Source organism: Nocardia sp. NBC_00403, from assembly GCF_036046055.1.
GTDB lineage: Bacteria > Actinomycetota > Actinomycetes > Mycobacteriales > Mycobacteriaceae > Nocardia.
Genome location: NZ_CP107939.1, coordinates 1,542,870 through 1,569,151, shown reverse-complemented (window position 1 = coordinate 1,569,151; position 26,282 = coordinate 1,542,870). Strand labels below are relative to the sequence as shown.

Below are 26,282 nucleotides of genomic sequence, written 5' to 3'. Positions count from 1 at the left end.
GCCTATGCCCAGATGGTCCGTGAGACACCACGTAGCACGCAGCACACTTCCCGGCGACGTCTCCCCTGCCCGGATCACGACCATATTGTGAAAAGGCGCAGATCAGATGGCGTTTTCTAGTGCAAAAGCCAGTCCTGCTCGATATTATTAGAACATGAGTTCGAACGGTGAGATAGCTGAGCAACGGGTCGCCGACCCGTTGCTCAGCGCCGTCACCGACCTGCTCGAACAACCTCTCACCGGTCTATCCGACGACAAAGTCACCCAACTGCTGCGCGATGTCGAACGCAGCGCACGAATGCTGACGGCGCTCGCCAATCGGTTGACCGTGGAGGTCGTCGAACGCCACATTCCGGCCCGAGCAGGGGCGCACGGACCGAAGGGATTCCTGATGGAAACCCTGCGCCTGTCCAGTCAGGAAGCGGGCCGTCGCATCGCGGCAGCGCACTGCCTCGGCACCTGGCGCGACATGTCGGGGGAAACGCATGAGCCACGACACCCTCGGACCGCTGCCGCCCTGGCGGATGGGGACATCTCCGCCGACCATGCCAACCGGATCGGTGCGATATTGAAGCGAGTCCCCGGTTCGACCGCGGACCCGGAATTCGAAGCGGCCGAAGAGGTTCTGGCCGAACACGCACGCACCGGTTCACCCGACGATATCGCCAAGGTGGGCGATGCGATCCTCGCCTACCTGGACCCGGATGGAAAGCTCACCGACGACCAGGATCGCAAGCGGATGCGCGGAATCATGATCGGACGCCAGCGCGCCGATGGCATGTCCCCCATCCGCGGCGAGCTCACCCCCACTCTGCGCGCCTTGCTGGATCCCGTGGTCGCCAAGTTGGCCCGGCCCGGGATGAACAACCCCGACGATCCGGAAAGCCCTTCCGGCGATTGCGAATACGTGGACCGCGAAGCGATGGTTGCCGCGGCCGCACGCGACACCCGCACCGCCGCGCAGCGCAATCACGATGCCCTGGTAGCGCTGCTGCAACCCGGGATGTCGGCCGACAAGCTCGGCGCATATCGCGGGCTGCCGGTCTCCACCATCCTGACGATGAGCATCGCCGACGTCGAACGCGCGGCCGGAGTCGCGACCACCGCAACGGGCGGCACCGTCCCCCTCATTGAAGCGTTGCAGCTCGCCGAACAGTCACAGCCTTTCCTTGCAGTGTTCGACCACAACGGACTGCCACTACATTTCGGGCGCGCCAAACGACTCGCCACCGCGGCACAGCGGATGGCATTGATCGCATCGGTGCGCGGCTGCACCCGCCCCGGCTGCGATGCCCCCGCCAGCCTGTGCGCCACCCATCACGTGACCGACTGGATCAAGGGCGGCCCGACCGATATCGGCAACGAAACCCTGGCCTGCGATCACTGCCACGCCCTCGTCCACGATGGGCCGGGCGGCTGGAAAACTATTGTGCTGGGACCGGATTCGCAGCACCCCGGCCGCACCGCATGGATCGCCCCGCCACACATCGACCCCACCCGCACACCACAGATCAACCATCGCCACCACCCCGGCGAACTCCTTGCCGAAGCAATGGCCCGCATCCATCACCGCGACGAACAACAGCGACAACAACACCGCCACCGGCTGAAGCAACTCCAGCGGCCAGACAGTCATGCGGCATAAACAACAGTCCGAGTGACCCGCGCGCACCCAACACAGACCAACTGCCGCGCGCGTAGAACTGGCCGCCCACGCTCGCCCAGAGCACCAACGGCTGTGCGTCGTCACTTCGAAATGCCCGCAACGCAACCACAGCCAGTCGACCACGCTGGAAGCCGAATGCCTGCATACCCAAGCCGCGGCAGACCAAGCCGGGTACGGCACACGACGCACCCAGCACTGCCCGGAAACCCGGGGAGGGCGCGCCCTGCTGGATATCTCCGAACTGCTCTCAACGCCTGAGGCCCCACCCTCACCCAGAACAACAGTGCCTCTGCGCCCGTCACCCCAAATGGCACTCGTCACTTCGAAATGCCCGCAACGCAACCACAGCCAGTCGACCACGCTGGAAGCTGTGTGCCTGCCCGCCCAAGCCGCGGCAGAGCAAGTCGGGTACGGCACACGACGCACCCAGCACTGCCCGGAAAGCTCGGGAGGGCGCGCCTTGCTGGACGTCTCCGAATTGCTCTCCGCGCCTGAGGCCGACTGCTGTGCATTGGCCGACGCAGATGATGACACCCGGCTCGAACGCCCCGCACGCCACCGCTCCATCGCGACGCCTGAAAGTTGAGGGCATGGCAGGTGCACACCTAGCGAGGTGAGCACCCGCCCGACGTCCTGGTCTGCTACGCCGATGCGCCGTTCAGTCCTGCACGCACGCCTTCCTCGACCCGCTTGCCCAGATCGGAGTCCACGTTCTTCCAGTACTCGAAGACCCGGCTCAGCACCGGCTCCTGCACCCCACCGAGTACGTGGCCGACGATGTTGTTCACCAAGCGATCTCGCTGGTCATCGTCGAGCACCTCACGTACCAAGGTGCCCGCCTGGGTGAAGTCGCCATCCTCGGCGTGCTCGAGGTAGCCCGCGCGCACGACCGTAGGATCGAACTCCCAGATGCCGCCATCCGGCGCCTGTTCCGGGTCGGCGTGCGGGCCGCCGAAGGAATTCGGCGCGTACACCGGCACACTCGCGTCGTTGTACTCGTAGCGCATGGAGCCCTCCTTGGAATAGGAGTTCACCTCGGCGGCCTTGGCGCGGTTCGGCGGCAGCTGCGCATAGTTGGTGCCGATCCGGTAGCGGTGCGCATCTGCATAGGCGAACACCCGGCCCAGCAGCATCTTGTCCGGCGAGAAACCGATGCCGGGAACGATATTCGACGGCTCGAAGGCGGCCTGCTCGATGTCGACGAAGTAGTTGCCCGGGTTGCGGTTCAGGGTCCACTTGCCGACCTCGATCAGCGGGTAGTCCTGGTGCGACCACACCTTGGTCAGGTCGAACGGGTTGAACCGGTAGCCCGCGGCCTCGGCGACCGGCATGACCTGCACGTGCACCGTCCAACTCGGGAACTCGCCGCGCTCGATCGCGTCCCAGAGGTCCTTGCGGTGATAGTCGGCGTTCTCGCCGGCGATCCGGTCGGCGTCGGCCTGGGTCAGGTAGTCGATGCCCTGGTCGGTCTTGAAGTGGTACTTCACCCAGAAGCGCTCGCCCGCAGCGTTGATCCACTGGTAGGTGTGCGAACCGTAGCCGTTCATGTGGCGGTAGGTCTTCGGGATGCCACGGTCACCCATCAGCCAGGTCACCTGGTGCGCGGTCTCCGGGCGCAGGGTCCAGAAGTCCCACTGCATGGTGTGATCGCGAAGTCCGTTGCCGGGCAGGCGTTTCTGGGACCTGATGAAGTCGGGGAACTTGATCGGGTCGGTGATGAAGAAGACCGGAGTGTTGTTGCCGACGAGGTCGTAGTTGCCGTCCTCGGTGTAGAACTTCACCGCGAAACCGCGTGGGTCGCGCCAAGTGTCGGGGCTGCCCTGCTCACCGGCCACCGTGGAGAAACGCACCAGCGACTCGGTCCGCGCGCCCGGCTGGAACAGCTTGGCCTTGGTGTAGCGGCTGACATCGTTGGTCACGACCAGCTCACCGTAGGCGCCCGCACCCTTGGCGTGCACGATCCGCTCCGGCACCCGCTCACGGTTGAACTGGGCGAGCTTCTCGATGAGGTAATGGTCGTGCAACAGGATGGGGCCCTGGGCGCCCGCGGTCAGCGACTCGTCGTCGCTCTGCACCGGGGTACCGGTGTTGGTGGTTGTCGGCTCGGTCATGTCGAAGCCTCCTCGGTTGATGGAACAAACGTCCCGGGGATGGGCTGTCCCGGGCTGTCGGGGTGACTACCGTTCTCGGGAACGACAGGTACTGCACAGACCCCAGAAGACGACCTCTGCCTCATCGATCGTGAAACCGTGGTCGTCCACGGGTTCCAGGCAGGGGGCGCTGCCCACAACACAGTCCACGTCCACGACCGTGTCGCAGCTTCGGCACACCAGGTGATGGTGGTTGTCCCCGGTCCGGGTCTCGTAGCGCGCGGCCGAACCGGCCGGCTCGATACGCCGCAGGATTCCGGCGTGCACGCAGGCCCGAAGCACGTCGTAGACGGCCTGCGTGGATACCGAACCCAATGCTTCCCGGACCGTGGCGGCCAGCCGATCGGCGTCCGAATGCGGTCGGGCTGCGACCGCATTCAGCACCGCGACCCGCGGGGCAGTAACCCGCAGGCCTGCCGCGCGCAACTGTTCGCGCGGATCGGTGATGTCGGTGTGCATGCCCACGATGGTTGCCTCTTTTCTGGAATTAGTCAAGAGAATGAGTTTGTCAAGTAATCACACCTCGTGTGCCGAGAGCGTGCCGTCGCGTGGCGTGAGTCACATTCGACGATGCGGAATAGATCGCAGCGCGGCACGGTTGACCACCTCTGTCGGCGTCCGGACAGCCCCGGGCCTCACCCCTTTTGTCGCTTCGAGCGACCACTCGCCGAGAGGCGCTTGTGGGACGTCGGCACCGAGTCGTGACGCTGGCGTGGCGTCCGGCGGCTCAGCGCCGCCAGGTCTGACGATCTGGCGGCGCTTCGCATATTCGGTGACGCTCCCATTCGGAGCGCTCGATTCGTGGTCCGCGACGCGGTGGTCGAGGGATGCGGCTATGGCATCCCTCGCGGCTGCCATCGCCATCACCACGATCGATGCCACCGGTGTGCGAAGGTCCGAGCTCGCGACGCGCGTCATCGACACGGTCGCCGCCGGGGTGCCTGCGCCGGTTGTGGACGTTGACCACGCCGGAACGCAGTCAGCGGCAACGGTTCTGCCCGATCAGATCGGGCCGCGCCGAGTGCTGGAGGGGGCGGAACTGCTCTGCGCCCTCGGGCAACCCGGCAATTCGGTCTCCTTGTAGCGCCAAATTTTTGCCTGGCCGACGCTCAGCCTGTTGCCCGGTGCATCGGGTGCCGGCACGATAGCCTTTGGCCATGGGGCGTTTCTACGGATTCCTGGCAGGAATCGCGGCGGTATCGCTGGTGGCGGGGAGTGTGTTCGCCGGGAGTGCGCAGGCGACCTCGGCCGAGCAGCGGACATGCGGGGTGTCGTCCGGGCGGGAACCGGAGCGGGCGGCGCCGGAACAGGTGGGGCTGGATTCGCAGCGGCTGGCCGAAGCAATGGCCTTCGCCGGCGAGCGGAATCGGTTGAATGTGCAGGTCTTCCGGCACAACTGTCTGATCGGCGAGGGGCCGACGAACGATCAAACCGGAAACGTCGCGTGGAATATCTGGAGCGCGACCAAAAGCGTGGTCTCGGTGCTCGCCGGAATGGCATGGGACCAAGGCAAACTCGACATCGATGCGCCGATCGATCGATATCTGCCGCCGGGACTCGGTGACGAAGTCCATCGGTCGATCACGGTGGAGAACCTGCTCACCGAGAGCTCGGGCATGCAAGTCGGAGTGCTCACCGAGGGCATTACGGGAGTGATTCCAATCGACCCGAACAGCGCGGTGCAGGCGCTCGGTGTACCACTGAACGACCCGCCCGGCACGGCGTTCAGCTACAGCCAGCGCAATGTCGACCTGCTCGCGTATGTCATCGAATTGGCGGTCGGCGAACCACTGCAACAATTCGCGCAGCGGGAGCTGTTCGATCCGCTCGGCATTGCTCGCGGCGATTACTACTGGGCGCGCGATCGCTCCGGACACACCTACGGATACGCGCACCTGATGATCCCGCCGAACGATTTCGCGAAGCTGGGCCTGCTGGTGAGCAACAACGGGCGCTGGGGCACCAAACAACTCGTGTCGCAGGAGTATCTGCGGCAGGCGCGGGAGCCCTCGGCGACGAACAGTTGCTACGGGTACCTCTTCTGGACCGGGCCCGGGTGCGCGGAGACCGCCACCTTCCTACCCCCCGATGTGTATGCGATGTCCGGGCTCGGCATGCAGGACGTCTTCATCATCCCCAGCCTGGACCTGACTGTGGTCTGGACCGGGGTCTACGGGAACGTCAGCAGCCAGGGCCTGTCCGGAATCGTGCAGAACATCGCGGAACTGCCGTACGAATTCTTCCGCAGGCTGTTCGCCGCGTTCGACGAAAGGCCGCTTCCCGACCCGGGCCCCTACATCGAGCCGCCGGTGCGACTGGATGCGAGCCGATTCGTCGATAACAACATCCTGCTCGCGGTCTTCGGAATCGGGCCGGCGGCATATCCGGGCTGCAATGTCTTCGCCTGCTTGAACTACCCGCTGGCCCCACCGTTCGCGGACACCGCGCCCGGCTGCGTCATTCTGGTATGCCTCGGCCCCGATCCGCGCACGCCCGGGATTCGCTGAATCGGCTGCTGGACCGATGGCTCGGCCAGATTCGTGACCCAGCCGTGCAGTTCGTCGGTGCGCAGTGCCGCCGCGTGGCGTTTGCGCAATGCCTGAGAGATCGGTCCCGGGCGGCCATCGGCGATCAGTCGGCCGTCGACCTCGGTGACCGGAGCCGCACCCGCGGACGTGCCGGAGACGAAAACCTCGTCGGCGATATACAGCTCGGTCAGATCTACCGTCCGTTCGACGAACGGAATGCCGTCCTCGGCGGCGAGGGTGAGGATGGTGCGTCGGTTGATGCCGTCGAGGATGTCGCAGGACACGTCGGGGGTGATGAGGGTGCCATTGCGGACCAGGAAAATGTTGGCCGCACTGAGTTCGCAGACATGGCCGTTGCCGTCGAGGAAGATGCAGTCGTCGTAGCCGCTGTCGATGGCATCCTGCTTGGCCAGCACCGAATTCACATAAGCGCCGTTGACTTTCGCGCGCGAAGGAATCGCATTGTCTGGAATGCGCCGCCACGGACTGGATTTCAGCCGCATGCCGTCCTGCGGGACGATCGGCACCGCGTCATAAACGAACATGCTCACCTGAATCGCACAGCCACGAACCCTGGTGCCCGGAATCGACTCGACGACATGCACTGTCGCCCGCACGAAGACATCGGTGACGGGCGCGTTCCGTTCGATCAGCTCGACAACGGCGGCCCGAAACTTGACGAAATCCCACTCGGCGGCGAAACGATCGATGCCGATGATCTTGCAGGACTCTTCGAGTCGCCGGAAGTGATCGTCCAACCGGAAAGCGGTGCGCGCCGATCCATCCACATGCACCGGGAACACGGTGTAGACACTCAGGCCGTAGAGAACTGCCGAGGATGCGACATTCACCGATGCCGCGTCGGCGGCAACGATCCGGTCGCCGAAGTACACCTGAGCATGCGGGTTCGCCATTGCCGGAGGCTAGCAACCGAAACGGCGTGCGGGCGAGCCAATTTTCGGCCCGCCCGCCACCCCGATCAGCGCTCGGCGTGCCGGGCGAGTCGAGCCGTATCCATGTAATCGCGGAACAGCACGACCTTTCCGTCGCGCACCCGGACGACGTTGACAGAGGTACGGATCCGAGCCCGCTGCGCGCCGGGCACCGTCATGTCGACCTCTGCCTCCACCAGGATCACCTCGGGATCAGTGGTCTCGTGCACCTCGGGATAGATGTCGTGCACTTCGATGCCCGAGAGGTCCGACCAGCGTTGTGTGAGATGGGCCCGGATCTCCTCGCGACCGACCAATCGAGTCGGCATGCCGGGCACGACGAAGGGCATCTCGAACACCGCATCGGCTGCGAGCAGTTGTACGAACGCGTCGGCATCGCGCGCGGGCAGGCTCGCAAACAAGCGTTCGACCAGCTCGCGCGGGCTTTCCACCGAAGACTCCACCATGAAACACCTCTCCAAATAAGCGGAACGTATACCCCGCTTATAATTCGGAACGGTCGCCCCGTTTGTCAATGGGGGCAGTAAACTCGTCGTTCGTGACCGATCCGCCGAAACAGGAACCGCGGACGCTGCGCGCCGACGCACGCCGCAACCGCGACCGCGTGCTGGCTGCCGCCCAGGAGGCGTTCGCGGCCGAAGGTCTTTCGGTGCCCTTGGACGAGATCGCACGACGGGCCGGCGTCGGCGCGGGCACCGTCTACCGACACTTCCCCACCAAGGAAGCCCTGTTCGAAGCCGCGATCGTGGACCGCATCGAGCGTATGACATCGCAAGCACGCGACCTGTCCACCGCCGACGACCCTGGCCGGGCCTTCTTCGACTTCCTCGACGTGATGGTGACCGACGGTGGTCTGAAACGCGACCTCGCCGACGCCGTCGGCGGACAGCTCTCCCCCGAGCACCTCGCACCCGTAGCCGAAATGAACCGCGCGATCGCCGAATTACTCCGGCGCGCCCAAAAATCCGGCGCGGTCCGCACCGATATCGGTATCGACGACCTGATGCGAATCATCAAGGGCACCTTCATCGCTGCGCAGAGCACCGGCGCGAACGACGATCAGCGCCGGCGCAGCTTCATGGTCATGTTCGACGGCCTACGGCGGCACTGAACCGCGTCGAATGCGGCACGAACGTCGAACGGCGCGGTGGTCCACCCGTTGTGGACCACCGCGCCGTTCGATGGTTCGATGCGCCCTGCCGGACTCAGCGGTCGGCGAGCAGGACCTCGGCGATCTGAATGGTGTTGAGGGCAGCGCCCTTTCGCAGGTTGTCGCCCGAGATGAACAGGGCGAGACCACGACCTTCCGGCACACCGGGATCCTGGCGGATGCGACCGACGAGGGACTCGTCGATGCCGGCAGCCCGCAGTGGGGTCGGCACATCGACGAGCTTGACACCCGGCGCCTTGGCCAGCAGTTCCTTGGCGCGCTCCACCGAAATCGGTTCCGCGAATTCGGCATTGATCGACAGCGAATGGCCGGTGAAGACCGGGACACGCACGCAAGTACCGCTCACGAGCAGTTCGGGCAGGCCGAGGATCTTGCGGCTCTCGTTGCGCAGCTTCTGATCCTCGTCGGTCTCGCCGGAACCGTCGTCGACGAGCGCGCCCGCGAGCGGGATCACGTCGAAAGCGATCGGCGCGACGTACTTGTTCGGCGCGGGGAACTGCACCGAACTGCCGTCGTGCACCAGCTTTTCGGCGTCGCCGACCACGGCGCGCACCTGGGAAGCCAGCTCCTCGACCCCGGCGAGCCCGCTGCCGGACACCGCCTGGTAGCTGGAAACGATCAGGCGCCGCAGCCCTGCCACATCATGTAGCGGCTTGAGCACCGGCATCGCCGCCATGGTCGTGCAGTTCGGGTTGGCGATGATGCCCTTGACCAGATTGCGCGTCTGCTCCGGGTTCACCTCGCTGACGACCAGCGGGACCTCGGGATCCTTGCGCCAGGCCGACGAATTGTCGATGACCGTGACCCCCGCCGCCGCGAAACGCGGCGCCTGCACGCGCGACATAGTCGCCCCCGCGGAGAACAGTGCGATATCGAGACCGGAGGGATCGGCAGTCTCGGTGTCCTCGACGACGATCTCGCCGCCGCGCCACGGCAGCGTCTTGCCCGCCGAGCGCGACGAGGCGAAGAACCGGATCTCGTCGGCCGGGAAGTTACGCTCCTCCAGCAGTTTTCGCATGACAGCGCCGACCTGACCGGTCGCGCCGACGACGCCTACCCGAACTCCCATGGCTTATCGCCCCGTTCCCGCATGGACAACGGCGACCTCGTCGCCGCCGAGATCGAAGGCCCGGTGCAGCACCTTGACGGCCTCGTCCAGTTCGCTATCCCGGACCAGCACCGAGATCCGGATTTCCGAGGTGGAGATCAGGTCGATGTTCACGCCCGCGTGCGCCAGCGCCTCACAGAAGGTAGCCGTCACGCCGGGGTGGCTCTTCATGCCCGCGCCGACCAGCGACACCTTGCCGATGTGGTCGTCGTACAGCACCTGGGAGAACCCGATCTCGTCCTGACGCTTGGTCAGCATCTCCACCGCACGCGCACCGTCGGTCTTCGGCAGGGTGAAGGTGATGTCGGTCTTGCCCGTATCGATCTTGGAAATGTTCTGCAACACCATGTCGATGTTGATCTCGGCATCGGCGATGGCCCGGAAGACCTTGGCCGCGTAGCCCGGTTCGTCCGGCAGTCCGACCACTGTCACCTTGGCCTCGCTGCGGTCGTGCGCGACGCCCGTGAGGATTGCTTTCTCCAAGGGGATGTCCTCCATCGATCCGTAAACGTAGGTGCCCGGCTTGTCGGTGTAGGACGAGCGCACATGCACGGGAACGTTGTAGCGGCGCGCGTATTCCACGCAGCGCAGCATCAGCACTTTGGCGCCGCAGGCCGCGAGCTCCAGCATCTCCTCGTAGGAGACCTGCTCGAGCTGCTGGGCGTCCGGCACGATCCGCGGGTCGGCGGTGAAGACGCCGTCCACATCGGTGTAGATCTCGCAGACGTCGGCCTCCAGCGCCGCGGCAAGTGCGACCGCGGTGGTGTCGGAGCCGCCGCGGCCGAGCGTGGTGACGTCCTTGCTGTCCTGGCTGACGCCCTGGAAGCCCGCGACGAGCACGACGAGCCCTTCGTCGAGCGCGCTGCGCAGCCGACTCGGGGTGACATCGATGATTTTGGCGTTGCCGTGCGCGCCGGTGGTGATCACGCCGGCCTGCGAGCCGGTGAACGAGCGCGCCTCGGCGCCGAGCGAATGGATGGCCATGGCGACGAGCGCGTTGGAGATCCGCTCACCGGAGGTGAGCAGCATGTCCATTTCGCGGGCCGGCGGCGCGGGCGCCACCTGCTGCGCCAGGTCCAGCAGTTCGTCGGTGGTGTCACCCATCGCCGAGCAGACGACCACCACATCGTGGCCCTGCTTCTTCGTCTCCACGATCCGTTCAGCGACGCGCCGGATGCGCTCGGCGGTTGCTACCGAGGATCCTCCGTACTTCTGAACCACGAGAGCCACGACAGGGTCCTCCAAGATCGACAATCAGCTGCTGACAGCCACCAAGACTACCGACTCGGGTCCAGTGGATTTGTCGGTACCTCCTCAGCTCACGAGGATCGAAGGGGCCATTCGCGAATCGAACTCGGCCGAAAGGGCTTCCAGCAACCAGCGATACTTGGTGTTCTCCGAACGCCGCGATCAGCCACTCGCCGTCCCGCCGAACGAGCACGGTCGTCTGGACTTTGGTGTTGCGGCGGTTGCGTCGCTTGCGGCCCTTCACACTGCGCCTTTGCCATGCACGACCACCACATCCGGCGTGTGTGGGCGCCGAGGAATGTGACGTAGTCCGCATCCGGAGTGAAGACGGTGGCGAAGGCTTCGGCGTCGCGGCTGCGCGCCGAGTGCACTGGTACGGCGAGTCCGGTTGAGCGACACCGCGGCTACCCGCACGATGGAAACCATGAAGAGCACGGTGTTCGAGGTGGCAACGGGGCACAGCGAAGTCGTCTACGACATCACGCCGCAGTGCGCGCAGTTCGCGCGGGAGGCGGGCGGCGACGGTCTGCTGCACGTCTTCGTGCCACATGCCACCGCGGGAATCGCGGTGCTCGAACTCGGCGCGGGCAGCGATAATGACCTGCTCGCCGCATTGCGCGACCTGCTACCCGCCGACGACCGCTGGCGGCATGCGCACGGATCCCGCGGCCACGGCCGCTCCCACGTCATGCCTGCGCTGATCCCGCCCTACGCCACCATCCCGGTCATCGGCGGCGCGCTGACGCTGGGCACCTGGCAGTCGATCGCCCTCGTCGATCTCAATGTCGACAATCCCGACCGCCAGGTGCGCCTGTCCTTCCTCACCAGCGCATGAGCTCAGGAGCGCAATTCGCGACCCACGCTTCCCGATCGTGCCGCTGTCGGCCGATCAGGCCCGGCGCAGCCACGTGACCTGTGTGCCATTGGTGCTGACCGTGCGACGCTGCGTCGGCGTGAACAGCGTCGGACGAAACTCGCCCGCGAAGGCAGGTGTGCCGGTACCCGCCACCACCGGATAACCCTTGATGACGAGCTCATCGATCTCGTCGAGCAGGGCGGCCGCGAATTTGCCGCCGCCCGCGAGCCAGATGTCCATGCCGTCCTCCTGCTTCAGCGCGCGGACCAGGCCGATCGGGTCGCTCTCGACCAGTTCCACCGCCGGGTCGTCGATCCGACCCAGCGTGCTCGACACCACGTACTGCCGCATGTGGGCGTACGGGCTGGTCACGCCGATGGCAAGGCCGGGCTCGTAGGTGCCGCGACCCATCACCAGGGTGTCGAACTTGCGATTGGGTTCATCCACGGCCAACCCCAGATGCGGGCGCGCATGGGTGGGCAGCGTTTCGGGATACTCGGTGCGAATCCAGCTCAGCATGTCTTCCGGCACTGGGAGGAAGTCGATCTCACCATTCGGGCCCGCGATGTAACCGTCGAGGGACATCCCGACGAAGTAGACCAGTTTTCGCATATCGGTACCGCTTTCTCTGGAGTAGTCGGGGGTGTCGTCAGGCCCTGGTGAACCAGGTGACCTGCGCACCGTTGCCGAATTCCTTGCGCTGCGTCGGCGCGAACAGTGTCGGTCGGAACTCGCCGGCGAAGACCGGTATGCCGCCACCCGCGACGACCGGGTAGCTCTTGATGATCAATTCATCGAGCTCGTCGAGCAGTTGCGCGGCGAGCTTGCCGCCGCCGCAGAGCCAGATATCGCCGCCTTCTTCCTTCTTCAACCGCTGCACGAGGCCGACCGGGTCGCTCTCGACCAGCTCTACCTTCGGGTCATCGATTCGGCCGAGCGTGCTGGAAACGACGTATTGCTTCATGTGTGCGTAAGGGCTGGTCGCACCGGCGGCCAGGCCCGGTTCATAGGAGCCGCGACCCATCAGCACCGCGTCACAACGCTTGCCGGGTTCGTCGAGCGCCATATCGAAGTGTGAGCGCGCAAAGGTGGGGACGAACTCCGGGTACCGCTGGTTGATCCAGGCCGCCATCTCGGCGTCGAACGGGTAGAAGTCGTACTCGCCCGCCGGACCCGCGATGTATCCGTCGAGAGAAACCGCGACGTAGTAAACAAGCTTTCGCATACCCAAACCGCCTCATCCGTTGTACTCTGCCTGAAGTGATTTCGTGAAAGTAGTACTACAGATGGAGTGGTGTCAAGTGCGGACCAACCCGGAACGACGGCAAGCGTTGATCGATGCGGCCATCGAGGTGCTCGCGCAGGAAGGCGCACGTGGGCTGACCTTCCGCGCGGTGGACAAGGAAGCGCGCGTGCCCGCAGGGACGGCATCGAACTACTTCGCCAACCGCGACGACCTGCTGACCCAGGTCGGTAGCCGGTTCTACGAGCGGCTACAGCCGAGCGAGGCGACCATGACCAAGCTGACAGAGGGGCCGAGGACCCGCGCGAACATCACCGAGCTCATGCGGGAGGTCGTTGCACGCATCGAGGCGTTCCGCACCGGCTACCTGGCCCTGCTCGAGCTTCGACTGGAGGCCACCAGGCGGCCGGAACTGCGCACCGTACTCACCGAACGAGTGCGCGCAGACATCGACTTGAATGTGCGCAACCACCTCGACTCCGGGTTGCCCGGCGACGAGAAATCGGTGCTGCTGCTCTATTTGGCACTGAACTGGCTGATCGTGGACCGGCTCACGCTGCCGGAAGTATTCACCGAGGAACAGAGCCAAGAACTGATCGAGGCCGCGGTCGAAAGGATCATCGGGGGCCGGGACTGACATCGGCGCTTGTGACGCGCATCACTTGCATTCGATAATGGAGCAATGATGGCGAATGTCGGAGACCAACTGCTGGTACACGGGCACGTTGTGGGCCAAGGTGACCGCCACGGCGAGATCATCGAAGTCCGCGGACCCGAAGGCGGACCGCCCTACCTGGTGCGTTTCGCCGACGGGCACGAGTCGCTCGTCTATCCGGGACCGGACGCGGTGATCGAGTCTAAGTAGCAGGCCCGAACACCCGCGGCCTGGCCGGACAGCGATCGGCCATGCCCCGCCACCGCACGCACCGATCCCCCGATGACAAGTCGGCTGGACCGGCGAATTCGCTTTTCGGCGCCGCCGCGAATCCGGAATTCGTTCGCCCCGTTGGCGATCGGTCGACATCGGCGTGATGCGCGATACGTCGGCGACCCGAGGTGGTCTCAGCCACTGACCACACAGTTGACGACGGTATGTGTCGCTGGGCACAATCGCCGATGTAAATGGGCGGGGGCGGAGGTATGGATGCGCACAAAAACCGATATCCGATTCGTCGTCGATGCCGACCCTGATCAGGTGATGGATGCTCTGGCCGCGGTCGAATCGCTTCCCGAATGGTCGAACTCCTACCTCGATGCACGCGTCGCTTCCCGGGATGACCAGGGTCGGCCGCGACGGGTGTTCGTCAAGGCGGAATTGATCGGCGGCTCGGATCTACAGGTCCTGGAATACGACTGGACCGACAGCCGGTCCGCGTGGGAGGTCACCGACAGCACGCGCGGCGTGAAGGGCGGGGGCTGGTTCGAAATCTCCGATGGCAAGGACGGCACCGACGTCTGGTATCACGTCGAGCTGTATCTGCCGATTCCGGTTCCCGGGCTCCTTGTCAGTCGCACGCTGCGGCGTTCGAATGAGGAGGTGGTGGCGAACTTCATCGATTTCGCCGAGCGATTTTCGGAGACCGAAACGATCGAGGCCGGGTAGCAGCCAGTAGCCTGTGCGCAGCGGATCCGGCGCGCACCTGTCGCACAGAGGTGCGAAAATGTGCGTCATGATCGGTTCCACAAGGATTCGGCTGCGGCAGGTTTCCGAAGGTGATTCGGTAACTCAGCTCGAGTTGTTCTTCGACCTCGTTCTCGTCTTCGCCTTCACCATGGTGACCGGCCTGGCCGCCGAGGAGACCAGCGCCAAGAACCTGCTGCGCGCGACGCTGGTGCTCGCGGTGATGTGGTGGGTCTGGATCGCGTACTCCTGGCTCGGCAATGTCCTGCGCGCCGACGAGGGCATCACCCGGATCGCCATGTTCGTCGCCATGGGCGGGGTGTTCCTGGCGGCGCTCACCATTCCCGAGGCGTTCCGCGATCTGGAGGGCGGCTGGTACGGCCCGCTGATTTTCGCGATCGCGTACCTGGTCGTGCGGCTGGTGCACCTGGTCATGTTCCGGCTGGCCAGCGCGGAAGATGCGCAATTGCGCAGGCAGGCGATGAAGTGGGGGACAGGTTCGATCACAATCGGCACCACCCTGTTGGTGATTGCCGCGACGACCTCGGGCACAGTGCAGATCGGCCTGTGGACTGCCGCGATCGTGGGCGACATGCTGTGGACATTCCTGGCAGGTGAGGACTGGCGGGTGAATTCGGCCAGTCACTTTTCCGAGCGATACGGGCTGATCATCATCGTGGCGCTCGGCGAATCGATCGTCTCCATCGGTATCGGCGTGGCCGGGCTGCCCATCTCGTGGCCGATCGCGGTCGGCGCCCTACTCGGCCTCGGTATCTCGGGGCTGCTGTGGTGGGCATATTTCGACGTCGCCGCGCTGTCGGTGGAACACGCGCTCGCCGAGGCCGAGGGCGAACGCCAGATCAAGATCGCCCGGAATTGCTACACGTTCTGGCACTTCCCGATGATCGTGGGAATCATCGCGTTGTCGCTCGGTTTGAAGAAAGTCCTCTACTACGTGGGCGACGCATCGCACCACACCCTGAAGGACGCGTTGTACGGAGTCCCGCTGTTCTGCCTGTACGGCGGCGTGGTGCTGTATCTGCTCGCACTCGTCGGGTTCAAGCACTACGCGACGGGCAAGGTCACGGTCGTGCGTGTGGTGGCCGCGGTGGCGCTGCTCGCGCTGATCCCACTGGCGGCTGCCTTGCCCGCCCTCGCGTCACTGTCGATCCTGTGCGCGGTGCTCGTTGTGCTGATCCTCTGGGAGACAACCAGGTACGCGCAGCCGCGCGACGAGATCAGGCACGCGGTACACGACTGAGGTGGTGGCGCACCGACGCCTCGGGGTGTGACGGGCCGTAGGCGGACGGCTCGACGCGCACGCCGTTGTGTACGGCCGTCCTGATCTGGTCGATGTTCTCGCGCAGCATGTCCGAGACCAGCTCGTCGGTCCGCGGATCCTCCAGCACCTGGAACACGATGCGGAATGTGGTGTCGGCGATCAGCCGGATGATGTCGTCGTGGAACGGGATGTAGCGGACCCGCCCGGCCTGCGGGTCCTTCTTGATGAGCTCCAGGATCATCTCGTCCATTTCGACGCGGTTCTCTTGCAACGCCGCCGCGATATTGCGGGTGTAGTGACCCGAACGAAGCACATGCCCGACCTCGTCGAGGACGGCGATGGTCATCGGCCGTTTGATGACGTCGACGATTGTCTTCACGAACCGGTTCACCACCGCGGCGGTTACCCGATCGCCGAGTGCCCGGTCCGCGACGCGACCGACGCGGACCGCGATCACCACGATCCGCAGCAACCGGAACCCTCGGACGAACGGGCTGGTTACCGGGATCATGCCCAGCACCTCGTACCAATAGATGAACGGGTAGGTCCACGGCCAACCCGCCCGGCGCCAGCGCCACAGGAACTCCGCGGCGAAAATCGCGCACACCGAGTAGTCGATGATCACGATCACCCGGTAGGTGTGTGCTGCGACCGGGAAAAAGGTGACCCAGGCGACCAGCACCACGGAGACGACGGCAAGCGCCAGCATCACCAGGTCGCTCCACAGGGCGGGCGGCTTGCGAAAGAAGCGGTCCGGCTCCGGCGCTTCGTCGATACCCGAGACGGTGGTCGGAGCTGCCACGTGAGGAATCCCTTCGACGCCGAACGATCCCGGCCGAGAGTAATCGGCCGCCGCCGAGCGCACTCCCCACACGTGCAACGGCTTGATCACCTTCTCGGTGCAGACCCGCCCCGATCGCAGCGGCTATTTCCCGGCGCGCACGATCGCTTCGATGTTCCGCTCGGCCAGCGCGGCGATGGTGAGCGACGGGTTGACCGTCGCGGTGCTGCCGGGAATGGCGGCGCCATCCATCACGTACAGGCCGGGGTGGCCGTGCACCCGGCCGTTGCGGTCGGTGGCCAGGCCGAGCACCGCCCCGCCCAGCGGGTGGGCGGTGAAATTCGCGTTCGCGTCGTACCCGAGGGCGCCGAATTGGACCAGCGCATTGGATCGTTCGGCGATGCGCTGGTCGACCGCGCGGGCGGCGGCCGCCGTCTCGTCCCGGTTCCGGGTCGGCCAGGACAGCCCGACGCGGTTGCTCGCCCGGTCGTAACCGAATCGAGCCCGCGTCGGATCCAGCACCATGCCGAGCGAGGCCAGCGCGCCGGTCTCGAACGGAATGCCGGGGACGTACCAACTTTCGAGGGTCAGCGGCACCGCCGATTCGTCGAGGATCCGGCTGACGCTCGGTACCGCCTGACCGAGTCCTGCCAGTTCGCTTGCGCCACGGGCGAGCACAACGTCGCCGTTGCTGCCCCAGCCGTCGCCGATGTGTTCGTTGAGATTCGGCAGTGTGCCGGTGGCCTGAGCCCGAACCAGCAGTTCCGAGGTGCCGATGGAGCCGGCGCCGAGGAACAGCCGATCACAGGTGAGGGTGCGGGTGCCGAGCACTTCGCCGGTCGGCGCGAGTTTGGCGACGATGACCGAATACCGGCCGCCCGACTCCTGCGCGATGGCCTCGACCCGATGGCCCGGATACACCGCGGACTTGCCGGTGCCCTGCGCGTACCGCAGGTAGTTCTGATTGAGGTCGAACTTCGCGCCGTTGGAGTTGCCGAGGTTGCTGCGGGCCGCGATCGCCGACGGGCGGGTGCCGCCCGCGAGTTCGCCGCGCAGGATGTCCCAGTTGAAAATCGAGTCGTTGGGTATCGGCTGGTAGCCGGCCCTGCGCACCTGGTCGTCCCAGGCGCGGGAGTGGGTGAAGGGTGCCGAGCCGTACAGGTCCGCGGGAACCGGGTTGAGCCGCAACATCTCTCGCACCCGCGGGTAGTAGATGCGGTCCATTTCGCCGTAGTCGACGGTGCCACCGAAGACATGGTCGAAGAACCGGCGTTCGGGTGCGACCATCGCGCCGGTGAAGATCACCGAACCGCCACCGACGGCCGCCGCCCGCCACACATCGATGCCGGGGTACTCGGTGCAGTCGAGCACGCCGCCGAATCTGGCGAACTGCATCGGCACCTTGGTGACACCGGTGAAGGTGTTGCGATGCCAGAAGCCGCGGCCGTCCGGCAGGTCGTCGCTGGTGAAGATCTCCCGCCACGGATCGTTCGGCCAGCGCGAGCCGCGCTCCAGCACCGTGTTCGCGATCCCGGCTTCGGCAAGGCGCAATGCGGTGACCGCAGCCCCGAAACCGGATCCGATCACGATTGCGGGCGAGTGTGCAGGCGGATCAGGAAGTGGCGCAAAGATTTCCGGCACCCAGGTGCGGAACAACCCATGCCAGACCGGATCCGCCACAGCAGTCCCGACGTTCAGCGCCGTGCCCCCGGCACCCAGCAACGCAGCAGCACCAGCCGCCCTGAAAAAGGCACGTCTCTGCACCCAGGCCACCTCCCTCATCACGCATGGCCGAGCGCAGATTACACGGCAAATGGCCGTCGCGTCATCCGCCGAACGGCGCCCGATCGGCAGTGCAGGAGACGGTGGGATCCGGGAGTCGCAGGTCGATCAGATAGCGCTCCTGTAGCCGGCGGGGGCAGTCGCCGGCCGGCTCGTGCCCGTAACCGTCGACGACGACGACCAGCCGCGCATTGCCGAGCTCCTGTTGTGCGCGCTTCGCGAACGCCAGCGGGGTCACCGGGTCGAAACGATTGTTGAACAGCAGGGCAGGAACCTCCGAGCGCAATGTCCACGGGCCGGTATACCGCTGCGGATAGCCGTCCCGTGGTGTGGACCACGAGGCGCACGGCTGCCGCAGGTACAGCCAGAATGCGGCGTAAGTCGGTGCGTTGCCGGAGAATTCGCGCGCCAGCTCGGGCCACTGGTCCGGTCGTTCGGGAAAGTTGCTGTCCGCACAGGTGATCGCGGTGAAGGAGTCGAGGAAATTCAACGAGAGAGGTTCTGCGGCAAAAATTTTCCGCACGGTGCCGGGATTGCCGTCGGCACCGCGTTCCAGTTCGGCAAGCAGCTCGGCAAGCGCGGACCAGCCCTGCTGCGAGTCGTAGAGCAACATCGCCTGTGCCTGGACGACTTCGCCATAGCTCACCTGCACCGCGGTCTCGCCGCGCCCGACCTCGACGGGGCCCTGCCGCAACCGGTCCAGCAGGGCGCGATCGCGGGCCCGCGCATCCTCGCCGGCGAACGCGCACTTCGGCTGGCCGGCCTGGGTGCACAACCGGACGAACTCGCCGAACACTTCCTCGGTGCCGATCGCGGTGTCGGCGACCGCGGCGCCCGCGTTGTTCGTGTACGCGTCCGGATCGATCATCGCGGCGAGTTGCAGTGCGCGGGCTCGGTCCCCGAACAGCGCGCCGTAGACCTCGCCGAGATAGCTCGCATAGGAGGCGCCCGTATAGGTGAGCTTGGCGTCGCCGACCGCGCGACGCAACAGGTCGAGGTCGCGCGCGGCGTCGACGGTGGTGAGATGCGGCAGCAGCGCGGCGCTGTGGGCCGCGCAACCCGCCGCCAGCTCGCGACTGCCACGCTCGGCGGCGCGCTCCTGCTCGGCATTGCCGGGCGGCTGCGGGGAATTCGCCCAGAATCGCTGCTGCGCTTCGGGATCGGCGAAGCAGCGCACCTGTGAGCTGCGTCCCACCCCGCGCTGATCGAAGATGATCACATCGAATCGACGACTCACCTCGCCGGGGAAGAGTTCGCCGAGGGCTGCCTGTTCGAGTCCCGATCCCCCCGGTCCACCGGCCGCGGTGAACAGCGTGCCGATGCGACCGCCCGGGTCGCCCGCGGTCTGGCGGAGGACCGCGAGCGGAATGGTCGCCCCATTCGGTTGCGCATAGTCGAGCGGAACGGCCGCGACAGCACACTGGTACCTGCTCGATGCGGGCTCCGCACACGGCGCCCAGTCCAGGCGCGGCGTCGGCGCGGCATCGGCCTGCGCGACCAGCTCGGCCGCTCTCGACTGCTGCTGCTTCGACTCCCGCTCGGCCGACGCACCGCAGCCGCCCAACGCGGGCATCAGCGCGATCAACACGCCGAATACGGCGATCCTCGACTTACCCACAGCGCTCATCCTGTGCCCACACCATGCCCGCGTCGTCCTCCTTATGTGAGGTCAGGTCAGGCGGTTACCACTCGCCTCGGCCTGGTCACCAGTTCGCCGCCGCAGTTCGGACACACGCCGTCCATAGCCCGACTGCACGGTTCGCAGAACGTGCACTCGTACGAACAGATTCGGGCCGGACCGTCCGCGGTCAGGCCGACATCGCAGCGCTCGCACACTGTGCGCATCTCGAGTGCCATGCTGCTACCTCCATCGTCACGTCCCACGGTAGATCTTTGTGTCCGGACCTATGCCATCAACAGCCGGACGACCGCGATGATCCCGACGACGACGATCACCCCGCGCAGCACGTTCGGCGGCAACCGCCTGCCCATCTTGGCGCCGAGCTGTCCGCCGATGACCGAGCCGACCGCGATGAGCGCGACCACTCGCCAATCGACATCGGCGACCATCGTGAACACGACCGCGGACACGGCGTTCACCAGCAGTCCGAGCACATTCTTGACCCCGTTCAGGCGCTGGATGTCCTCGTGTACGAACACTCCGAGCAATCCGATCAACAGCACACCCTGGGCCGCGCCGAAGTAGCCGCCGTAAATGCCCGCGGCGAAAACCGCGACGAACAAGATCAAGCCGCCGTGCTCGGGTTCCGGGCCGGTGTCGGTCTCCCTGCGCTGCTTCACCCAGCGCGCCAACCTCGGCTGCACCACGACGAGCACCAGCGCGGCGATGATCAGCACCGGCACGATCGCCTTGAATGCCGATGCGGGGAGCGTCAGCAGCAGCACCGCGCCGGTGGTGCCGCCCAACAGCGACGCGGTGCCCAGCCGCAGCAGCCTGGCCCGCTGGCCTTCGAGTTCGCGCCGATACCCGATCGCGCCGCTGATCCCCCCTGGGACCAGGCCGATCGTGTTCGACACGTTTGCCGTCACCGGCGGCAATCCGAATGCCAGCAGCACCGGGAAGGTGATCAGAGTGCCCGATCCCACGATGGTGTTGATGCCGCCCGCCGCGATGCCCGCGCCGAAAACGGCCAGTTGTTCCAGCCAAGTCATAAGAACAGTTCCTTCGACGTCCCGTCGGACCGAGTCCGTACAAGCGTGTGTATGCCCGGTCGGAACGCTATCGGCAACATCGGATGACCGGATGACAGGACCGGGCTTTCGGGCCCGCATCGCGACACGGTAAACTCCCGGACATCATGCAGCGGGCACTTCTTCTCAGCCGCCGCGACGGGGTCTGATCGGACCGGCCTCCCGTCGCGGGGTTCTGCCGCGCCGGTCGACCCGTATATATGGGATCCACCACACCCACTCGGAGAAACCGTATGTCCACCGCTGATGTCTTCGTATCCGGCTCGCGCACCATCGCCTCGCCGTCGAAGCCCGCCCCGGCCGACCAGCCCGGCTGGAACACCCAGAAGAACTCCTCGATGCCGACCTTCCGGTACCGGCCCTTCGCCGAGGAGGTCGAGCCGATCGCGGTGCCCGACCGCACCTGGCCGGACAAGATCATCGATCGCGCGCCCGGCTGGTGTGCCGTCGACCTGCGCGACGGCAACCAGGCGCTCATCGACCCGATGAGCCCCGCCCGCAAGCGCCGCATGTTCGACCTGCTGGTGCGGATGGGCTACAAGGAGATCGAGGTCGGCTTCCCTTCGGCGAGCCAGACGGACTTCGACTTCGTTCGCGAGATCATCGAAGACGGTGCGATCCCCGACGACGTCACCATCCAGGTGCTGACCCAGTGCCGTGCCGAGCTGATCGAGCGCACCTTCGAGGCGTGCGCGGGCGCGGCGAACGTGATCGTGCACTTCTACAACTCGACCTCGGTCCTGCAGCGGCGTGTGGTGTTCCGTGCAGACCAGGCCGCGGTGAAGAAGATCGCCACCGATGCCGCGAAGCTGTGCCTGGAGATCGAGCAGCAGTACCCGGACACCAACTGGCGCTACGAGTACAGCCCCGAGTCCTACACCGGCACCGAGCTGTCCTACGCCAAGGAAGTCTGCGACGCGGTCACCGAGATCATCGCGCCGACCCCGGCCAAGCCGATGATCATCAACTTGCCCGCGACCGTCGAGATGACGACCCCGAACGTCTACGCCGACTCGATCGAGTGGATGAGCCGCAACCTGGCCCGCCGCGACTCGATCGTGCTGTCGCTGCACCCGCACAACGACCGCGGCACCGCGGTCGCCGCCGCCGAGCTGGGCTACCAGGCCGGCGCGGACCGCATCGAGGGCTGCCTGTTCGGCAACGGCGAGCGCACCGGCAACGTCTGCCTGGTCACCTTGGGGATGAACCTGTTCTCGCGCGGCGTGGACCCGCAGATCAACTTCTCCAACATCGACGAGATCCGTCGCACCGTCGAGTACTGCAACCAGCTGCCGGTGCACGAGCGCCACCCCTACGGTGGCGACCTGGTGTATACCGCGTTCTCCGGCAGTCACCAGGACGCCATCAACAAGGGCCTGGACGCGATGAAGGCCACGGCCGACGCGGCCGACTCCGACGTGGACGACATCGTCTGGGAGGTCCCGTATCTGCCGATCGACCCGAAGGACGTCGGCCGCACCTACGAGGCCGTCATCCGAGTCAACTCGCAGTCGGGCAAGGGCGGCGTCGCCTACATCATGAAGACCGATCACGGCCTGGTGCTGCCGCGACGGCTGCAGATCGAGTTCTCCCAGGCGGTGCAGAAGATCACCGACGGCGAGGGCGGCGAGGTCACCCCGAAGGAGATGTGGGACGTCTTCTCCGAGGAGTACCTGAGCCCGATCCTGCCGCTGGAGCGGATGCGGCAGAAGGTGACCGCGTCGGAAACCGATGGCGGCGTCGATGCCATTTCCGCGATCGTCAAGCTCGACGGCGTCGAGCAGGAGATCAACGGCAACGGCAACGGGCCGCTCGCCGCGTTCGTGGACGCGCTGGCAACCATCGGTTACGACGTACGCGTGCTGGATTATTCGGAGCACGCGATGTCCGCCGGCGATGACGCGCAGGCCGCCGCCTACGTGGAGTGCGCGATCGGCGACAAGGTGGTCTGGGGTGTCGGTATCGCCACGTCGATCACCACCGCGTCGCTGCGCGGGGTGGTCTCCGCGGTGAACCGGGCCCACTGATCTCGGTCGACGAGTACGGTAGGAGCCGGACGTCCTGGTGCGCGACATAGTCGCCGACCGGGGCGTCCGTCTCTCGATCCTGTTGGCAGAGACCGACAATCGGGCCACATCAGTGGCGTGTCTGCCTGGCGCGTCCGCTGTCAGCACTGCGGGGCGGGTCACCGAACCCCGTGCTAGCGTTGGTTCGCACTCAAGCGCCGAGCTCTCTGCTCGAATTCCCGAGCAGATGGGGGAACTGTGACTACAAACGACCACAACCCGACTTCTCCGCCCTGGCTGCAGAGTCATTCGGTAGATACGGCCGAGGTCACCACCGAAGCCGACGGACACCACGCAGCGCCTGACGAGGGGGTCGAACCGTCGGCCGCCGAGGTCACGCCCGAGCTGTCCGGCGACGCCGAAGCGCAAGAATCCACAACGGATTCGGCGGACCTGCCCGCTGCCGAGCTACCGGCCGCGCCCGCGCCGCCGGAACCGGAGCCGCAGTTCGCTGGCTTCCCGCCTGCTGCGGGTCCGATGGACCAGACCACCTCGTATGCACAGGCCGCGCCGCAGCAGTCCTATGGTCCGCCCGACGGATTCGCACCGCCCGGTGCGCAGGAACCGTTCGCGCCGCAGCAGTCCTACGGTCCGCCCGGTGCGCAGGAACCGTTCGCGCCGCAGCAGTCCTACGGTCCGCCCGACGGATTCGCACCGCCCGGTGCGCAGGAACCGTTCGCGCCGTACAGCACCGGGCAGTTCCCGCAGCCGATTCCGCACGCAGAGTCCTACCAGCCAGGGCCGTATCAGCCGGGCCCCTATCAGCCCGGTGGGCCGGCCGGTCCGACCGAGAGCGGCAGCCATCCGGTGCAACCCGCGCCCGAGCAGCAGAACTACAGCGAGTACCGGCAGGAGATCGGTCCCGACGGACTCGTCCGGCGCGTGCCGCAGGATCAGCCGCAGGCCGATCAGAGCAGCGGGCCGATCTACAGCTGGGCGCCGCCGCCCCCGCCGATGCAGCCGCCCGCGCCGCCGCAGCAGCAGATGTACCAGCAGCCCGGCCCGCCCATGGGTCAGCCGCCTCTCGGGCAGCCCGGACCCGGACCGATGGGCGGCCAAGTGCCGCCTCCCGGCTGGCAGGGCGAACACAATCCCCATCAGCCGCAGCAGCCCTTTCAGCCGCAGCACATGCCGCAGCCGGGACAGCCCGGGCATTCGGTCAACGACCTGAACCTGCTCAAGCGCGCACGTAAGGCGCCGCGCAGCGGCTGGCGCCGGGCCGTGCACAAGGCCACCGGCGGTGTGGTCAATCCCGGCGAATCCGCGGCCGACGTGGTCTACCGCGATCTCGTGGACCGGGTGAATCAACCGGTGCGCGGTGACTACCGAATTGCGATCCTCTCGCTCAAGGGCGGCGTCGGCAAGACCACGACCACAGTCGGGCTCGGATCGACGTTCTCGACGCTGCGCGGTGATCGCGTGATCGCGATCGACGCCAACCCCGACCTCGGCACGCTCGGCCACCGGGTGCCACGCCAGACCCGATCCACCGTGCGCAACCTGCTCGAAGACGAGCACATCACCAGGTACTCGGATGTCCGCGCGCACACCTCGCAGGCGCCGAGCCGGCTGGAAGTGCTTGCCAGCGAACAGGACCCGGCGGTCTCGGAGGCCTTCAGCGAGGCCGACTATCGCCAGGCCATCGGCATTCTGCAGTCGTTCTACAACATCATCCTCACCGACTGCGGCACCGGCCTGATGCACTCGGCGATGGCAGGCGTGCTGGACATGGCCAGTTCGCTGGTGCTTGTCACCTCGCCCGCCATCGACGGCGCGCGTAGCGCATCGGCCACGCTGGACTGGCTGGACCACCACGGGTACAGCAAGCTCGTCGAGCGCACCGTCGTGGTGGTCAACGCATCGCGCCGCGGCGCCTCGACGGTCGACCTCGACCAGCTGCGCAAGCTGTTCCTCGACCGCACCCGCGCCGTGCAGGTGGTGCCCTTCGACGACCATCTCGCCGAGGGCGCGGAAATCGACCTGGAATTGGTGAGCAAGCCGACCCGGCGCGCACTGCTGGAGCTTGCCGCCATGGTGGCCGACGATTTCGGTTACCTCGGTTCACAGCAGCACCGAGGCGGCCCGCCCGGACGGTACTAATAGTTCGAAACCTCAGCGGCCCGGCGCTTTTGCGCCGGGCCGCGCTGTTTGTCGCGGCACTATTCGGCAGTCACCCGACGGGCCGCGGATTCGAAGGCCGCCAGCACGGCGGCGATGGCGGGCCGCTGCTCGGCGTGCGGGCGGGTGGCCAGTTCGTAGAGGCGGGCGGCGCGGACGCCGGACAGGCGCAGCACCGCGAGATCGGGGTGGGCTACCGCGAAGCGGGGCATGAGCGCCACCGCGTAGTCCGCGGCGACGAGGGTCTCGATTACCCGGAAATCGTTGAGGCGCTGCACAATACGTGGCTCGACACCGGTCATGGTCGCGATCGAGCGGAGCACGTCGTCGACGGGGAAGCCGCCGCGCACACTCAGCCAGGTCTCATCGGCGAGCTCGGCGGGGGTCACCTCGGTGCGGCCGGCGAGCGGATGTGTCGGCGCGACAACGACATCGGTGGGTTCCCGCATGAGCACCCTGGTGGTGACCCGTGGACCGGCGATCGAGGAGGCGCGCTCGTCCCGATGAGTGAGGACGATGTCGTAGTCCGCGAGCAGGCGCGGCACCTCGGATGGCGGCAGGTCTACGTCACCGGCCACGACCTCGACTCCGCTGTCGGCCATCGCGGGCAGCACGTACGGCAGCAGCAGTGCGGCACCCGACGGGAACAGCGCCACCCGGACCCGCCCGCGCGGCGAGCCCCGATAATGCGCCATCTCGGCGACGGCCCGGTCCATGGCTGCCAGCACCTCGTCGGCGCGCAGCACGAGGGCCTGCCCCGCGTCGGTGAGCCGAACCCGGCGGCCGTCGGGCTCGAGCAGTGCGACACCGGCCTCCTTGGCCAGCACCTTCAGTTGCTGCGACACCGCGGACGGTGTCATCGACAGCGCCGTCGCGACGGCCGCGACAGTGCCGCGGTCCGCGAATTCGCGCAACACCCGCAAGCGTTCGACCGCCATGGGCGGCCCTGCCGATGCGCCGTCCGAAGTAACCATTCAGTAATGCTACATAAATAGTG

25 protein-coding genes are annotated in these 26,282 nt (G+C 66.3%); 11 read left to right on the top strand and 14 right to left on the bottom strand.

Annotated features, from left to right (window positions below):
- Positions 1-154: 154 nt before the first annotated feature.
- Positions 155-1,645: an HNH endonuclease signature motif containing protein gene (locus tag OHQ90_RS06760; protein ID WP_328408331.1), complete on the top strand. Its 1,491-nt coding sequence runs from the start codon at positions 155-157 to the stop codon at positions 1,643-1,645.
- Positions 1,646-2,307: 662 nt separating this feature from the next.
- On the opposite strand, the gene OHQ90_RS06755 is transcribed toward OHQ90_RS06760, so the two are convergent.
- Both OHQ90_RS06755 and OHQ90_RS06750 read right to left on the bottom strand, forming a co-directional pair.
- A complete protein-coding gene (locus OHQ90_RS06755) occupies positions 2,308-3,777 on the bottom strand; it encodes a catalase (protein WP_328408330.1) in 1,470 nt (489 codons plus the stop codon).
- 66 nt (positions 3,778-3,843) lie between these two features.
- Complete coding sequence (locus OHQ90_RS06750) at positions 3,844-4,275, bottom strand: Fur family transcriptional regulator (protein WP_328412632.1); 432 nt, start codon at positions 4,273-4,275, stop codon at positions 3,844-3,846.
- A 376-nt stretch (positions 4,276-4,651) separates the two neighbouring features.
- Here OHQ90_RS06750 and OHQ90_RS06745 point away from each other — a divergent pair, with 376 nt between their 5' ends.
- Both OHQ90_RS06745 and OHQ90_RS06740 read left to right on the top strand, forming a co-directional pair.
- A complete protein-coding gene (locus tag OHQ90_RS06745) occupies positions 4,652-4,900 on the top strand; it encodes a hypothetical protein (protein ID WP_328408329.1) in 249 nt (82 codons plus the stop codon).
- Positions 4,901-4,973: 73 nt separating this feature from the next.
- Positions 4,974-6,323, top strand: a complete 1,350-nt coding sequence (locus OHQ90_RS06740; RefSeq protein ID WP_328408327.1) for a serine hydrolase domain-containing protein — start codon at positions 4,974-4,976, stop codon at positions 6,321-6,323.
- On the opposite strand, the gene OHQ90_RS06735 is transcribed toward OHQ90_RS06740, so the two are convergent.
- Positions 6,230-7,258 carry an aminotransferase class IV gene (locus OHQ90_RS06735; RefSeq protein ID WP_328408325.1) on the bottom strand — a complete coding sequence of 343 codons (1,029 nt, stop codon included), beginning with the start codon at positions 7,256-7,258 and terminating at the stop codon, positions 6,230-6,232. The genes OHQ90_RS06740 and OHQ90_RS06735 overlap by 94 nt on opposite strands.
- Positions 7,259-7,323: 65 nt before the next feature.
- Positions 7,324-7,743 carry a nuclear transport factor 2 family protein gene (locus tag OHQ90_RS06730; RefSeq protein WP_328408323.1) on the bottom strand — a complete coding sequence of 140 codons (420 nt, stop codon included), beginning with the start codon at positions 7,741-7,743 and terminating at the stop codon, positions 7,324-7,326.
- 92 nt (positions 7,744-7,835) lie between these two features.
- Here OHQ90_RS06730 and OHQ90_RS06725 point away from each other — a divergent pair, with 92 nt between their 5' ends.
- A complete protein-coding gene (locus tag OHQ90_RS06725) occupies positions 7,836-8,408 on the top strand; it encodes a TetR/AcrR family transcriptional regulator (RefSeq protein WP_328408321.1) in 573 nt (190 codons plus the stop codon).
- A gap of 94 nt (positions 8,409-8,502) precedes the next feature.
- On the opposite strand, the gene OHQ90_RS06720 is transcribed toward OHQ90_RS06725, so the two are convergent.
- Positions 8,503-9,537, bottom strand: coding sequence for an aspartate-semialdehyde dehydrogenase (locus tag OHQ90_RS06720; RefSeq protein ID WP_328408319.1), 1,035 nt, complete (start codon positions 9,535-9,537; stop codon positions 8,503-8,505).
- A gap of 3 nt (positions 9,538-9,540) precedes the next feature.
- Positions 9,541-10,806: an aspartate kinase gene (locus tag OHQ90_RS06715; RefSeq protein ID WP_328408317.1), complete on the bottom strand. Its 1,266-nt coding sequence runs from the start codon at positions 10,804-10,806 to the stop codon at positions 9,541-9,543.
- A gap of 442 nt (positions 10,807-11,248) precedes the next feature.
- On the opposite strand from OHQ90_RS06715, the gene OHQ90_RS06710 reads away from it, so the two are divergent.
- Complete coding sequence (locus OHQ90_RS06710; RefSeq protein ID WP_328408315.1) at positions 11,249-11,659, top strand: YjbQ family protein; 411 nt, start codon at positions 11,249-11,251, stop codon at positions 11,657-11,659.
- Positions 11,660-11,713: 54 nt separating this feature from the next.
- Here the strand turns inward: OHQ90_RS06710 and OHQ90_RS06705 are convergent, their stop codons facing one another.
- Together OHQ90_RS06705 and OHQ90_RS06700 are read right to left on the bottom strand one after the other, a co-directional pair.
- Positions 11,714-12,292, bottom strand: coding sequence for a dihydrofolate reductase family protein (locus tag OHQ90_RS06705; RefSeq protein WP_328408313.1), 579 nt, complete (start codon positions 12,290-12,292; stop codon positions 11,714-11,716).
- Positions 12,293-12,329: 37 nt separating this feature from the next.
- A complete protein-coding gene (locus OHQ90_RS06700; protein WP_328408311.1) occupies positions 12,330-12,905 on the bottom strand; it encodes a dihydrofolate reductase family protein in 576 nt (191 codons plus the stop codon).
- Positions 12,906-12,966: 61 nt separating this feature from the next.
- Between OHQ90_RS06700 and OHQ90_RS06695 the strand changes: the two genes are divergently transcribed.
- The 4 genes from OHQ90_RS06695 (at position 12,967) to OHQ90_RS06680 (ending at position 15,805) form a co-directional block, all read left to right on the top strand.
- Entirely contained in the window at positions 12,967-13,560 is a 594-nt protein-coding gene (locus OHQ90_RS06695) for a TetR/AcrR family transcriptional regulator (protein ID WP_328412630.1), read from the top strand.
- A gap of 45 nt (positions 13,561-13,605) precedes the next feature.
- A complete protein-coding gene (locus OHQ90_RS06690) occupies positions 13,606-13,788 on the top strand; it encodes a DUF1918 domain-containing protein (protein WP_328408309.1) in 183 nt (60 codons plus the stop codon).
- A 279-nt stretch (positions 13,789-14,067) separates the two neighbouring features.
- Positions 14,068-14,526 (top strand): SRPBCC family protein, encoded by a 459-nt coding sequence (locus OHQ90_RS06685; protein ID WP_328408307.1) that lies wholly within the window; start codon positions 14,068-14,070, stop codon positions 14,524-14,526.
- Positions 14,527-14,593: 67 nt separating this feature from the next.
- Positions 14,594-15,805 carry a low temperature requirement protein A gene (locus tag OHQ90_RS06680; protein WP_328408305.1) on the top strand — a complete coding sequence of 404 codons (1,212 nt, stop codon included), beginning with the start codon at positions 14,594-14,596 and terminating at the stop codon, positions 15,803-15,805.
- On the opposite strand, the gene OHQ90_RS06675 is transcribed toward OHQ90_RS06680, so the two are convergent.
- The 5 genes from OHQ90_RS06675 to OHQ90_RS06655 all read right to left on the bottom strand — a co-directional run bounded on the left by OHQ90_RS06675 (position 15,783) and on the right by OHQ90_RS06655 (position 21,062).
- A complete protein-coding gene (locus tag OHQ90_RS06675; RefSeq protein ID WP_328408303.1) occupies positions 15,783-16,628 on the bottom strand; it encodes an ion transporter in 846 nt (281 codons plus the stop codon). The genes OHQ90_RS06680 and OHQ90_RS06675 overlap by 23 nt on opposite strands.
- A 123-nt stretch (positions 16,629-16,751) precedes the next feature.
- Positions 16,752-18,371, bottom strand: coding sequence for a GMC oxidoreductase (locus OHQ90_RS06670; RefSeq protein ID WP_328408301.1), 1,620 nt, complete (start codon positions 18,369-18,371; stop codon positions 16,752-16,754).
- Between the two features lie 61 nt (positions 18,372-18,432).
- Positions 18,433-20,016, bottom strand: coding sequence for an alpha/beta hydrolase (locus tag OHQ90_RS06665; protein ID WP_442941335.1), 1,584 nt, complete (start codon positions 20,014-20,016; stop codon positions 18,433-18,435).
- 47 nt (positions 20,017-20,063) lie between these two features.
- Complete coding sequence (locus OHQ90_RS06660) at positions 20,064-20,234, bottom strand: DUF1272 domain-containing protein (RefSeq protein WP_328412628.1); 171 nt, start codon at positions 20,232-20,234, stop codon at positions 20,064-20,066.
- A gap of 60 nt (positions 20,235-20,294) precedes the next feature.
- Entirely contained in the window at positions 20,295-21,062 is a 768-nt protein-coding gene (locus OHQ90_RS06655) for a sulfite exporter TauE/SafE family protein (protein ID WP_328408298.1), read from the bottom strand.
- 272 nt (positions 21,063-21,334) lie between these two features.
- Here OHQ90_RS06655 and leuA point away from each other — a divergent pair, with 272 nt between their 5' ends.
- Positions 21,335-23,128: a 2-isopropylmalate synthase gene (leuA, locus tag OHQ90_RS06650; RefSeq protein WP_328408296.1), complete on the top strand. Its 1,794-nt coding sequence runs from the start codon at positions 21,335-21,337 to the stop codon at positions 23,126-23,128.
- A 516-nt stretch (positions 23,129-23,644) separates the two neighbouring features.
- Positions 23,645-25,267, top strand: a complete 1,623-nt coding sequence (locus tag OHQ90_RS06645; protein ID WP_328412626.1) for a MinD/ParA family ATP-binding protein — start codon at positions 23,645-23,647, stop codon at positions 25,265-25,267.
- Between the two features lie 59 nt (positions 25,268-25,326).
- On the opposite strand, the gene OHQ90_RS06640 is transcribed toward OHQ90_RS06645, so the two are convergent.
- On the bottom strand, positions 25,327-26,223 hold the full coding sequence (locus OHQ90_RS06640) for a LysR family transcriptional regulator (RefSeq protein WP_328412624.1): 897 nt from the start codon (positions 26,221-26,223) through the stop codon (positions 25,327-25,329).
- Positions 26,224-26,282 lie beyond the last annotated feature (59 nt).

What these genes read in the sequence shown, in the direction of transcription:
- leuA (WP_328408296.1), top strand. Translation starts at nt 21,335, where the DNA reads ATGTCCACCGCTGATGTCTTCGTATCCGGCTCGCGCACCATCGCCTCG.
- OHQ90_RS06685 (WP_328408307.1), top strand. Translation starts at nt 14,068, where the DNA reads ATGCGCACAAAAACCGATATCCGATTCGTCGTCGATGCCGACCCTGAT.
- OHQ90_RS06755 (WP_328408330.1), bottom strand. Translation starts at nt 3,777, where the DNA reads ATGACCGAGCCGACAACCACCAACACCGGTACCCCGGTGCAGAGCGAC.
- OHQ90_RS06640 (WP_328412624.1), bottom strand. Translation starts at nt 26,223, where the DNA reads ATGGCGGTCGAACGCTTGCGGGTGTTGCGCGAATTCGCGGACCGCGGC.
- OHQ90_RS06730 (WP_328408323.1), bottom strand. Translation starts at nt 7,743, where the DNA reads ATGGTGGAGTCTTCGGTGGAAAGCCCGCGCGAGCTGGTCGAACGCTTG.
- OHQ90_RS06660 (WP_328412628.1), bottom strand. Translation starts at nt 20,234, where the DNA reads ATGCGCACAGTGTGCGAGCGCTGCGATGTCGGCCTGACCGCGGACGGT.
- OHQ90_RS06665 (WP_442941335.1), bottom strand. Translation starts at nt 20,016, where the DNA reads ATGAGCGCTGTGGGTAAGTCGAGGATCGCCGTATTCGGCGTGTTGATC.
- OHQ90_RS06695 (WP_328412630.1), top strand. Translation starts at nt 12,967, where the DNA reads ATGGAGTGGTGTCAAGTGCGGACCAACCCGGAACGACGGCAAGCGTTG.
- OHQ90_RS06735 (WP_328408325.1), bottom strand. Translation starts at nt 7,258, where the DNA reads ATGGCGAACCCGCATGCTCAGGTGTACTTCGGCGACCGGATCGTTGCC.
- OHQ90_RS06760 (WP_328408331.1), top strand. Translation starts at nt 155, where the DNA reads ATGAGTTCGAACGGTGAGATAGCTGAGCAACGGGTCGCCGACCCGTTG.
- OHQ90_RS06705 (WP_328408313.1), bottom strand. Translation starts at nt 12,292, where the DNA reads ATGCGAAAACTGGTCTACTTCGTCGGGATGTCCCTCGACGGTTACATC.
- OHQ90_RS06680 (WP_328408305.1), top strand. Translation starts at nt 14,594, where the DNA reads ATGATCGGTTCCACAAGGATTCGGCTGCGGCAGGTTTCCGAAGGTGAT.
- OHQ90_RS06750 (WP_328412632.1), bottom strand. Translation starts at nt 4,275, where the DNA reads ATGCACACCGACATCACCGATCCGCGCGAACAGTTGCGCGCGGCAGGC.
- OHQ90_RS06720 (WP_328408319.1), bottom strand. Translation starts at nt 9,537, where the DNA reads ATGGGAGTTCGGGTAGGCGTCGTCGGCGCGACCGGTCAGGTCGGCGCT.
- OHQ90_RS06745 (WP_328408329.1), top strand. Translation starts at nt 4,652, where the DNA reads ATGGCATCCCTCGCGGCTGCCATCGCCATCACCACGATCGATGCCACC.
- OHQ90_RS06655 (WP_328408298.1), bottom strand. Translation starts at nt 21,062, where the DNA reads ATGACTTGGCTGGAACAACTGGCCGTTTTCGGCGCGGGCATCGCGGCG.
- OHQ90_RS06740 (WP_328408327.1), top strand. Translation starts at nt 4,974, where the DNA reads ATGGGGCGTTTCTACGGATTCCTGGCAGGAATCGCGGCGGTATCGCTG.
- OHQ90_RS06700 (WP_328408311.1), bottom strand. Translation starts at nt 12,905, where the DNA reads ATGCGAAAGCTTGTTTACTACGTCGCGGTTTCTCTCGACGGATACATC.
- OHQ90_RS06690 (WP_328408309.1), top strand. Translation starts at nt 13,606, where the DNA reads ATGATGGCGAATGTCGGAGACCAACTGCTGGTACACGGGCACGTTGTG.
- OHQ90_RS06645 (WP_328412626.1), top strand. Translation starts at nt 23,645, where the DNA reads ATGGACCAGACCACCTCGTATGCACAGGCCGCGCCGCAGCAGTCCTAT.
- OHQ90_RS06710 (WP_328408315.1), top strand. Translation starts at nt 11,249, where the DNA reads ATGAAGAGCACGGTGTTCGAGGTGGCAACGGGGCACAGCGAAGTCGTC.